Annotated in this window: 9 protein-coding genes and 5 pseudogenes; 9 read left to right on the top strand and 5 right to left on the bottom strand. The window is 60.5% G+C overall.

What is annotated here, in order from left to right:
* From NKI41_RS32250 to NKI41_RS33440, 3 genes are all read left to right on the top strand, one after another.
* Positions 1 to 217 (top strand): transcriptional regulator domain-containing protein (locus tag NKI41_RS32250; protein WP_352687000.1); only part of this gene is annotated, 217 nt, incomplete at its 5' end.
* Positions 192 to 350, top strand: coding sequence for a helix-turn-helix transcriptional regulator (locus NKI41_RS32255; protein WP_502901267.1), 159 nt, complete (start codon positions 192 to 194; stop codon positions 348 to 350). The genes NKI41_RS32250 and NKI41_RS32255, both read left to right, overlap by 26 nt.
* A 444-nt stretch (positions 351 to 794) precedes the next feature.
* Positions 795 to 1607, top strand: a complete 813-nt coding sequence (locus tag NKI41_RS33440) for an ArdC-like ssDNA-binding domain-containing protein (protein WP_502901268.1) — start codon at positions 795 to 797, stop codon at positions 1605 to 1607.
* A 10-nt stretch (positions 1608 to 1617) separates the two neighbouring features.
* Here the strand turns inward: NKI41_RS33440 and NKI41_RS32265 are convergent.
* Positions 1618 to 1955 (bottom strand): annotated as a pseudogene (locus NKI41_RS32265) (type II toxin-antitoxin system HipA family toxin); the annotation flags it as partial.
* A 75-nt stretch (positions 1956 to 2030) separates the two neighbouring features.
* Positions 2031 to 2153 carry a hypothetical protein gene (locus NKI41_RS32270; protein WP_352687018.1) on the bottom strand — a complete coding sequence of 41 codons (123 nt, stop codon included), beginning with the start codon at positions 2151 to 2153 and terminating at the stop codon, positions 2031 to 2033.
* Between the two features lie 149 nt (positions 2154 to 2302).
* Between NKI41_RS32270 and NKI41_RS32275 the strand changes: the two genes are divergently transcribed.
* The 3 genes and pseudogenes from NKI41_RS32275 (at position 2303) to NKI41_RS32285 (ending at position 4894) form a co-directional block, all read left to right on the top strand.
* Positions 2303 to 2449: a cupin domain-containing protein gene (locus NKI41_RS32275; protein WP_352687003.1), complete on the top strand. Its 147-nt coding sequence runs from the start codon at positions 2303 to 2305 to the stop codon at positions 2447 to 2449.
* An 89-nt stretch (positions 2450 to 2538) separates the two neighbouring features.
* Positions 2539 to 3343 (top strand): annotated as a pseudogene (locus NKI41_RS32280) (phosphoenolpyruvate hydrolase family protein).
* A 207-nt stretch (positions 3344 to 3550) separates the two neighbouring features.
* Positions 3551 to 4894: pseudogene (locus NKI41_RS32285) on the top strand (IS1182 family transposase).
* Between the two features lie 542 nt (positions 4895 to 5436).
* Here NKI41_RS32285 and NKI41_RS32290 read toward each other — a convergent pair.
* Positions 5437 to 5532, bottom strand: a pseudogene (locus NKI41_RS32290) (IS6 family transposase); the annotation flags it as partial.
* Between the two features lie 377 nt (positions 5533 to 5909).
* Here NKI41_RS32290 and NKI41_RS32295 point away from each other — a divergent pair.
* Together NKI41_RS32295 and NKI41_RS32300 are read left to right on the top strand one after the other, a co-directional pair.
* Positions 5910 to 7352 carry a GMC oxidoreductase gene (locus NKI41_RS32295; RefSeq protein ID WP_352687005.1) on the top strand — a complete coding sequence of 481 codons (1443 nt, stop codon included), beginning with the start codon at positions 5910 to 5912 and terminating at the stop codon, positions 7350 to 7352.
* 15 nt (positions 7353 to 7367) lie between these two features.
* Positions 7368 to 7862: a hypothetical protein gene (locus NKI41_RS32300; RefSeq protein ID WP_352687007.1), complete on the top strand. Its 495-nt coding sequence runs from the start codon at positions 7368 to 7370 to the stop codon at positions 7860 to 7862.
* A gap of 424 nt (positions 7863 to 8286) precedes the next feature.
* Here the strand turns inward: NKI41_RS32300 and NKI41_RS33445 are convergent.
* Positions 8287 to 8370: pseudogene (locus NKI41_RS33445) on the bottom strand (IS6 family transposase); the annotation flags it as partial.
* On the opposite strand from NKI41_RS33445, the gene NKI41_RS32305 reads away from it, so the two are divergent.
* Complete coding sequence (locus NKI41_RS32305) at positions 8369 to 8821, top strand: ABC transporter permease subunit (protein ID WP_352687010.1); 453 nt, start codon at positions 8369 to 8371, stop codon at positions 8819 to 8821. The pseudogene NKI41_RS33445 and the gene NKI41_RS32305 overlap by 2 nt on opposite strands.
* 415 nt (positions 8822 to 9236) lie before the next feature.
* Here NKI41_RS32305 and NKI41_RS32310 read toward each other — a convergent pair.
* Positions 9237 to 9418: hypothetical protein (locus NKI41_RS32310; protein ID WP_352687012.1), on the bottom strand; the 182-nt coding region annotated here is incomplete at its 5' end.

The raw sequence follows: 9418 nt of genomic DNA on the forward strand, positions 1-9418 counted from the left end.
TGTCGAGCGGCTGACCAGCCGAGGCTGGGCCTGGGAATTCCTCAGGCGCAATCCGGACTTCCAGAAGGATCTGGCGAACGCGCTGTGCGGTGCCGAACGCACGAACGCCCGGTCCGTGGACATTATCAGCCTGGCTCCGAACACTGTTGATCTCTCGCGGTGGGGCCTTCTGTTTTCGCCAAAAAAAGAAATTGTCCCAGGAAGCGCTGGCGCATGAGGCTGGCGTTGACCGAACATATGTCAGCGCACTTGAGCGCTCGATCTATGCCGCCAGGATTGATACGGTGGCAAAACTCGCCAGAGTGCTCGGAATCGAGCCGGCCGAATTACTCAACCCTCATTCTGAATAGATCTGGAAGCAGGGACGAAACCGCGGTTGATGGAGACTCGATCAGAAGGTTTCCTGGCAGTTCATGCTGCTGAGAGGAGCGCCCGCGCGCCTTGGCGCGCACCAGGTGCTCGTGAACCCAGCCCGCTCTTCTTCGGCAAGCTCAGGCGGTCTCGGCCATTCGGCTTCGCCCCTTGGCGTGGGCAGCCCTTCGGGCTGTGACGGCCGCCGCCCTTGCGGGCGGCGCGGTTTGTCTGTTGGCCTTTCCCGGTGGCGCGGGGTGGGCGGCACTCCCTTCTAGGCCCGCCGCGGCAGCCCGCAACCCTTCGCTCGCGCTCAGGGTCCTCCTCTTCGTTCCGGTCCTTCGGATGCGGTCCGCCTACCACGGCGGGCCTTTCCGGTCGCGACTCGCCGCCCACCCCGCTTCCGGGGAAAGGCGCGGCGATTGGTGAGCGGAGGATAAGACATGCGTGCAAACAGCAAGCGTTGTGCCAGCACAGAGGCTGGCGCAGGCAAGGGCGGGCGCCCCGGCGCCAGCCTTTATCAGGAGATCACCGACCGCACCATTGCCGACCTGGAGCGCGGCACCGTGCCATGGGTCAAGCCATGGGGCAGGGCAAAGGCAGGCCTTGGCCTGCCGAGCATCCGGGGCGCCAGCCACCGCTCCCGCAGCAAAAGAACAGCAGCTGTCGCAGCATGGCTGAACAAGACATCTTGTCGGCGTGTCGCCAGGCGGCCGCCCTCCTCCAGCGGACCAAGAAGGGTACCCCTGGTCAATGCGGCCTCGACTAACGCCGTGTTAGAAGCGGTAGGTGACACCTGCGCCTATCAACCAGGGATCGAGCTCCGCCTACCCGTCAGCATCGCACCGCGCCGGGTGCGAACGTGTCGGCGGTGGCGCGGCGCATCACGTGAGCCCGCAGCAGGTGTTCGCCTGGAGGCGCAAGGCGATCCGCTCCGGCGAGATTGTTGTCTTGACGCGCGGGTCGGGAGCAGAGCCGCCAGCCCTCGTCCAGTATCCGCGCTTTCGCTTCCGTCGACCAGCGCCGGCGCATCAAAGGCATCTCCTCGAGCCGGTTCGCACCGCCTCGATAGTCGCAAATGTTCTAGTCTGGACTTGGGTGAAGACTGCAATCAAACCTCCCGCGCAGATTCATCACGAGAGTGTCGCCGTCTTCATCACGCCGCGAAACATGGCATCGGATTGGCGCTTACCCATCCATCCAAGGCTCTATGGGAAAGCCGAAGGCGCAGGGCAGTCTGCCAACCTGCCGACTGACCCAGGTGCCGATGAGTTGGAGGTCCTCGTCCCGGAAAATCCGCTCGGTGATCTGGAGCCGCGTCCGGGTTTGATCAAGGCGGGAACGCCGGTCCAGATCGGCGCTTGGAAGACCGCTTCGCCGACCCAGCGGAAGCGCAGGCCCCGAGGCGCGTCTCGGCGACTCCGAGCACGGTAATCGCTCTCCGCAAGGGTGCGGACAGTACAGCCGTCGCGTTCGGCGGCGCGGCGTTCGACGCGTTGCATAAGGCGACGACCTCAGGTGTCGGGTGCGGAATCGCCGATCGAGCTGAACGTCGTCAGTCCGGTCGGAGGCGCGAACGCACCGCAGGATAACGCCAGTGCAGGCGAGCATCAGCCTGGCGGCACGACCAATGCCTTGCCGGCGCCGGTGAACAGCACCGATTTTCCGGTAGCGAAGGCTCACAAGCGCGCGCGCTCGATCTCGAACAGTGCGTCGAGGCGCCTGACCGCCTCCAGCGCGATCGGGGAGACGGGTTTGCCATTCCTCTTGCCCTCGCAGGCCTTCTTCGCGATGTCGGCCAATTCGAAGAATCTCCTTTCATCAGCCGGGTCGATCCGGAATTGGCCGCAACCTTCAACTGGGGGTCGATACAGTGGCTGATCAACGACAAGATGGCCCGCCGGCAGCGATCTGACCTTCGTTGTGTCGTCGTTGAACCTGGCCACAAAAAGTGCGGCACATCCACCCCAATTGCGACGAGGTGCTGATCGAGGGGACGCTCACCCACTCGGTCGGCCAGGAATCGGTCGCAATGGCCGCGGGCGATGCGATATTCATACCGCGCAACTCTCCCCACGACGCAATACCGGCTCTGTGACGGCGCGGATGATCGTCGCTTATTCTTCCGGCGAGCGGCAGACGATCATGCTCGAGGAAGGCGAGGAAGGCTGATGGGGGAGCGGGGCCATTCAAAGAAGTGCCATTCTCGAGGGTTTGCGCGCGAAGATTCGCGCCGGCGTGCCGTTCGTCGGCGGCGGGGCGGGCACCGGCCTGTCGGCCAAAAGCGCGGCGGCGGGCGGCATCGACCTGATCGTGATTTACAATTCGGACCGCTGCCGTATGGCGGACGCGGCTCGCTGGCGGGGCTGATGGCCTATGGAAATGCTAACGAGATCGTCGTGGACATGGCCCGCGAAATCCTTCCGGTAGTGAGCGATGTGCCTGTCCTGGCGGGCGTGAACGGCACCGATCCCTTCTGCATCTTTGACCATTTTTTCGATCACGTTAAAGCACTCGGCTTTGCCGGCGTGCAGAATTTCCCCACCGTTGGTGTGATCGATGGACAGTTCAGGGCAAATCTCGAAGAGACCGGGATGAGCTATGCGCTCGAGGTCGAGATGATCCGCCAGGCCGCCGCTAAGGACTTTGTGACCACCCCATACGTCTTTTCGCCCGCCGACGCCGAGGCGATGGTCGATGCCGGCGCTGACATTGTCGTGGCGCACATCGGGCTGACCACAGGCGGCAAGATCGGTGCCCTAAGCGGGCGGACGCTGGACGATTCCGTGCAGGACGTCGGCGAAATCGCGCATGCGGCGCGGCGGCCGGATGTGATCGTTCTCTGCCATGGCGGTCCCACTCGATGCCTGAGGACGCCCGCTATATCTTGGATCGATGCCCGGAATGCCACGGCTTTTATGGCGCCAGCAGCATGGAGCGGCTGCCGACCGAAAGAACGATCGAAGAACAGGTCCGCGCCTTCTTGCGGTGAACAACGCTTCGAGCAATGCGCACGCACCTTTGTGCGCGCATTGCTTATTCCCTGGCCATTGCGATAGAGCAGCTCTCCTGTAGTGAGGTTGCAACGTGACGCACGCCCGGTATCCCGAATTTCTGAAACAAGTTCAGCCACCTGCGCTAGGAGCCTGTCCAGATAGTCACTGGTCAACTATTAACGAGTCTGATTCAATCTTGGGCTATGAGCAAGTATTTTCGGCCCTGGAATATCGATCAGACGCTGCTTCTTCCAGCGAGCGTGCATGACTTCGTACCGCCAGGCCATGTCTCGCGGTTCATCGTTGAACTGGTGCGTGAGAGCCTTGATCTCAAGGAGATCACGGGTAGCTATGTGAGCGGGCTTGGGCAGCCGCCGTTCGACCCGCGGATGATGGTGGCGCTTCTGCTGCACGGTTATGCGAGCGGGCTGTATTCGTCGCGGCGGATCGCCAGGGCCTGCCGCGAACGGAATGATTTTGTGATGATCGTGGCGCTCGATCCGCCGGATTTCCGGACGATCAGCGACTTCCGCAAGCGGCATTTGAAGGCGCTCGAGGCGCTGTTCGTGCAGGTTCTGAAGCTGTGTGAGACGGCAGGATTGGTCAAACTCGGCCATGTCGCGCTGGATGGCAAGTAGATCAAGGCGAACGCGTCGAAACACAAGGCGATGAGCTATGAGCGCATGAAGAAGCGCGAGCTGGAATTGAAAGCCGAAGTCGCTCGCATGCTGGCGGCGGCCGAGGCCGCGGATGGCGAGGAGGACGTGACTTTCGGCAAGGACAAGCGCGGCGACGAGATGCCGGATTGGGCCGGCGACAAGCAGAAGCGGCTGGCCAAGATCCAGCAGGCGATGGCGTCGCTGGAAGCCGAGGCCAAGCTGGCGGCGCAAGAAGAGCGCCGGATCGAGGCCGAAAAAGAAGAGCAGCGCCAGGCCGCAGGCCGCAAGAAGCCTGGCAAACCGGCGGCGGCGCCATCAGAGGAGCCCGATCCCAAGGCGCAACGCAACTTCACTGATCCGGAAAGCCGCATCATGAAGTCAAAGGATCGCTTCGTGCAGGCCTATAATGCCCAGGCTGCCGTGGATGCCCATGGCCAGATCATTGTCGCGCACGACCTGACGCAGTGCGGCAGTGACCAGGGCCAGTTGGTGCCCCTGATCGAGGCCATCGAGAATAATCCCGGGGCCAAGCCAGCGCAGGCCTCAGCGGACTCCGGCTACTGCAGCGAAGCCAATCTCGAAGCGCTCGAAGCGCACGGCATCGACGGCTACGTCGCGCCCGGACGCGCCAAGCACCCGACCGCCGCGAACGGAAAAGTCGGCGGGCCGCTGACCCAACGAATGCGAAAGAAGATCGACGACGGCGGCTTCGAAACGCCCTATCGATTGAGAAAGCAAGTGGTGGAACCAGTGTTCGGACAGATCAAACAGGCACGTGGCTTCCGCCAATTCCTATTGCGGGGCGTTGAAAAAGTGCGTGCCGAATGGGCAATGATCTGCACCGCCCATAACCTCCTCAAGCTGTTCACCCTCGCAAAGCCCGCCTGAGCCGGCTATCGTGCAACAAGTGCCCGTAGCAATGACCTATCTGGACGGGCTCCTAGAGATGTAAGCGGCAGAGATAAGAAACAGGGCAAGGCTGTCATCATAGCCAACGACCGAAATGTCGTCAGGCAGTCGCAGGCGCAATTCGGACAGGTGTCCGATCCTGCGATGATGGCAGTCGGATGAGGCGCAGATTCGAATCTCCGAATGGGGCGATATGCCGGCACCTGAAGACTGCAGGTATCGCACTCGGGTGATCGTGCAATCAACAGACAAGCCAGTTGCGCCCGAGAGCTGAAACAGCGCTTCAATCCGCGCTCCCTTCCGGGCTTTCGGCTGTATCATTCGGCGGTCGAGGTTCGGTTCGCTTCAGGTAAGCAATAAGGCGATGTCCGGCGCGGGCCAGAAATACCTTTGCGCGGCGAAGTGATAACCAGGTCGGCCACCGGATCGGGCAGAACATCAGGCATCGACCTGCCATTTGCGGTCACACTACACTTGCGCCGGTTAAAGCGTCGAGCAACAAGGGCTAGAAACGAACGTCAGCGGTGGGTGGTCGTGTGATCGACCGTAATGCCGCGCTCGGCCATCATCTCCTCAAGATCGCGCCGGCTCAGATCGTAGGCCAGGTACCAGCGCACGCAAAGCTAGATCACGGACTGGACGGCCTTTGAACATTGTAACCTTCCGAAATGATCGAAGGCTCTTTGCCACAGCGCTGGTAATCAAAAGGTTGCAATACATCCCATTCGATAAGTGCGCCGTTAAAATGGTCGATCTCTCCTAATTTAGGTGCAACTAAAGCCAACAATCGACCAGCCCAGTTCCATCATGCCGCGGTCGCGCCGGGAGGTATTCCAAGTTCAAAAAGTGTTGCCTAACTACCCAAAGTGGTAGTGGCAAACTCATTTTGCGGCGCGTAAAGAGTGGGAAGCAACATTGAAATTGTCTCGCTGACCTGCAGGTAGCCCGATAGCAACGTCATCGGCGTCAGCTGCAGCGACCGAAGAGGCCATACATGGTATTTGACACCCGTCCTCAACAGATCGCCCGCGAGCACTACGATCTAGTCGTGATCGGCTCCGGTTTTGGTTCAGCCTTCTTCTTGCACGAGTTCTCCAGGAGAAGAAAAGCGCGCGTTCTCGTCCTCGAATGGGGGCGCCACAACACGCATGATTGGCAACTTAAGCACGGCTCAAACAGCAGCGTCCAGGACGACAGCACCTATTCCAGCAACTCCAGCAAGCCGTGGGTCTACACCATCGGACTAGGGGGCGGAACGAACTGCTGGTTTGCGCAGACGCCGCGCCTTCATCCAAAAGATTTCAGGCTGAAAAGCCTCTACGGCACCGGTCTCGATTGGCCGCTCAGCTATGACGATCTGGAGCCTTTTTATTGCACGGCCGAGGCGATCATGTCGATCTCCGGCGATCCCGACATGGTCGCGGTCATGCCGCGTTCCAGGCCTTTCCCTCAGTCGCCTCATCGCATGTCGGCGCCGGACCGGATGATGAAAGCGGCGCAGCCCGGCCAGCATTTCGTTATGCCGACTGCGCGCGCACGCGTCGCGACGGAACAGCGCTCCGCCTGCTGCGCATCCTTCCGGTGCTCGCTGTGTCCAGTCGACGCCAAATTCACCGCGAATAACGGCTTCATGCATCTCTTCGAACAGCCCGATGTTGCGGTGTGCCTCAATTCGGAGGTGCGCCGGCTGGAGTACGCCGGCGGATCTGTTCGGTCGGCCACATTCGTGAATGAGGACAAGGAGTTCCAGATCACGGCGGATCTATTCGTCCTGGGGGCGAACGCCATTCAGAGTCCGGCGATAATGCTGCGATCGGATCTCGACGGCGAGTGCGTAGGACGTGGATTGCACGAAGCCTTTGGTTGGAGTTTCGAGGCCTATCTCGACGGCATCGACAATTTTGACGGCTCGACGATCACAACCGGGCTTAATTTCGGCCTGTACGACGGACCACACCGGTCGGACCACGCCGCCGCACTTGTCTATTTCGAGAACCGCTGGTTGTACGGGATGCGTCCCGAACGGGGACGGCTCCGGCAGACCCTGCCGCTGATCGTCGTGACTGAAGATCTCCTGAAGCCGGAGAACCATATCACCCTCGACGAGAACGATAACGCCCGCGTCGTTTACGCTGGTCCTTCCGATTATGCGGTGGAGGGCATGGTGCATGCCAAGCAGCGGCTCGGTGAGTTGCTTCGGCCACTGCCGGTGCAGCAGATATTCGACCGAGGGCAACGGGATACCGAAGCGCATGTTCAAGGGACGCTGCGAATGGGCAGGGATGCCACGGATTCTGTCGTCGACCGGGATATGATCCATCATAAACTGAGGAATCTCGTCGTCGTGGGTACCAGCACCTTTCCGACCTGTTCGTGCGTCAATCCCAGCCTGACTGCTGCCGCCCTCTCCCTCAGGGCGGCGAGCCGCATCGCATGAGGAGGGAATTCCGGCATGATCACGGTTTCGAGACGGGTCGTCCTTGGGCTTTTGGGAGGCGGAGTGGCCTCTATCGGTCTCGCTTACGCTTCGGTGCGCTCCTTCGCCCAGGAGGACTTGGTCCGCATGGCACTTGAGCGCCATCTTGGGCCCCTGAACATCGCTGAGAACGAACTCCGGTTGTTCACCCAGGAGTTCCGTGCTCAGCGTCCGACGACCTTTCCGACCGAAAACTTAGCGGCCGTTTCTGCGCTTCTGGAGAAGCTCAGGCTTGCATCCGCTGCCCGTCATATCCTACCCGGCGACCGTGCGCAGCGGCTGGAGCATTTCGAGCGCTGGCTGCTCGCGGACTTCCACCTTTTGACCGACTATGCCTGGCGTCAATCACCAGGCGATCCCATCCGTTTCACGGGCCCGCAACCATGCGCGAACCCGTTTGCGAATATCGAAACAGCCAATAATCCCCAACATGGCCGGGGGTTTGAAAAAGACGCCCATAGACGGTTATAAAGGATTCTAAGACAAATGATTGCAGGTTAGGAGGGATCCGAGCCTCAGTTGCATATGGCCCAACGCTTGTCGGCCAATTCCTGGTTTCTGTGTAGGCGCGGATCATCTCCTCGTCCCGCCCGACGGTTGGAACGAAGTAGCCCCTCGCTCAAAATTGTGCCCCAGGAAATTGGGATCTGTTGCAACGTTTTGATTACCGGCGCTTCGGCAAGAGCCTTCGATCGTTTCCGGAAGGTTGCAATGTTCAAAGGCCGTCAGTTCGACCAGTCCGTGGTCCTGGTTTGCGTGTTCGGCAAGGGGCATGTCGACGAGACCTACATTAGGGTCCGCCTGTAGATGTATCTCTAGCGCGCCATCGAGAATAGTCGAGTTTTGTTCAGCGAGCAGCGCGACCTGCCAAGCGCTTCTTCAGAAAGGCGCTCGAGCGCCGATGGTCCTGCTCGATCCGATTGTTCAAATACCGGCTCCGGCGGATGCGGATCGGCTTCAGCCGCGCCGGCCGCGCCATGCAGTGGCGCGGCCGCGAGGTCGTCTTCGCCATCATCGTCTTCAGCTTCTTGGTCCCCGAGGAAGTCGTGGCTGTCCCGTTGTCCGCCATCGTCGCAGGCGCCGGGCTGCAGAATACCTACATCGCACTGATCATGCCATTCGTTGGCAACGGCATAGTGATCTTCCTACTGCGGCAGTTCTTCCTCGCCATACCGCGTTCGCTGATTGAAGCGGCTCAAGTCGATGGAGCCGGCTGGCTAAGGATTTTCCTCGAGGTTTCCTACCGCTTTCACGTCCGGCTCTCATCGGCGCCGGCATCATCCTCTTCAATGGGCAATGGCAGGCCTATCTCTGGCCACTTCTGGTCACGACGCGCCAGGACAGTTTCCTCGCCCCGATCACCCTCGGCCTTATGGTCGGCGAGTACAACACCGACTACGGCCAGATCTTTGCGGGATCGACCATTCTAAGCCTCATCCCTGCAGTCATCCTGCTGGGCTTCCAACGCTTCTTCACCGACTCCGTCGCGATAGGATTCGCATGACCATACTTAGACGCGTTTTCCTTTCACCGTTGCTTTCAGACTCCAGGTTGGCGATTTCAAAGGGCGAAGCGCCGGCTAGACGAGTGGGCAAACGCAATTTCCTCGATGAAGAGTCGTGGCGAGCTTGCTTTGATGATGGAGCGTTTCTTGTGCACCATGTCGTACGGTTCGATGGAGGCGATGGCCAGAAGGTATCCTAGCAAATGCAGCCCGTGAGACGCGGCTATCTTATCCAGAAATCAGGCCGTAACCAGGCACGAACGGTGAAACGAATGCTTATCTATAAGTACTGGGCTATGCGTCTAGTGTAGAGATGGGCGAGGGTCTGTCGGCTGGGGGACCTATAACCCACCTGACGGCAGCGCATTCATCGCTGTGCGGATGCGCAGCATGTGCAGGATGCTAGCCGCCTTGATGCACCGCGATGAGGTTTTGGTGGCCTGAAGCGGCGATGTGGCCGCTGTTGGGCGCTTTTCCGCGAACCTCGTCAGGCGCCGGCGGTGATCCGTCGTGATGGCAGGTG

Source organism: Mesorhizobium sp. M0601, assembly GCF_040320845.1.
Classification (GTDB): Bacteria; Pseudomonadota; Alphaproteobacteria; order Rhizobiales; family Rhizobiaceae; genus Mesorhizobium.

What these genes read in the sequence shown, in the direction of transcription:
- NKI41_RS33440 (WP_502901268.1), top strand. Translation starts at nt 795, where the DNA reads ATGCGTGCAAACAGCAAGCGTTGTGCCAGCACAGAGGCTGGCGCAGGC.
- NKI41_RS32295 (WP_352687005.1), top strand. Translation starts at nt 5,910, where the DNA reads ATGGTATTTGACACCCGTCCTCAACAGATCGCCCGCGAGCACTACGAT.
- NKI41_RS32300 (WP_352687007.1), top strand. Translation starts at nt 7,368, where the DNA reads ATGATCACGGTTTCGAGACGGGTCGTCCTTGGGCTTTTGGGAGGCGGA.
- NKI41_RS32305 (WP_352687010.1), top strand. Translation starts at nt 8,369, where the DNA reads ATGCAGTGGCGCGGCCGCGAGGTCGTCTTCGCCATCATCGTCTTCAGC.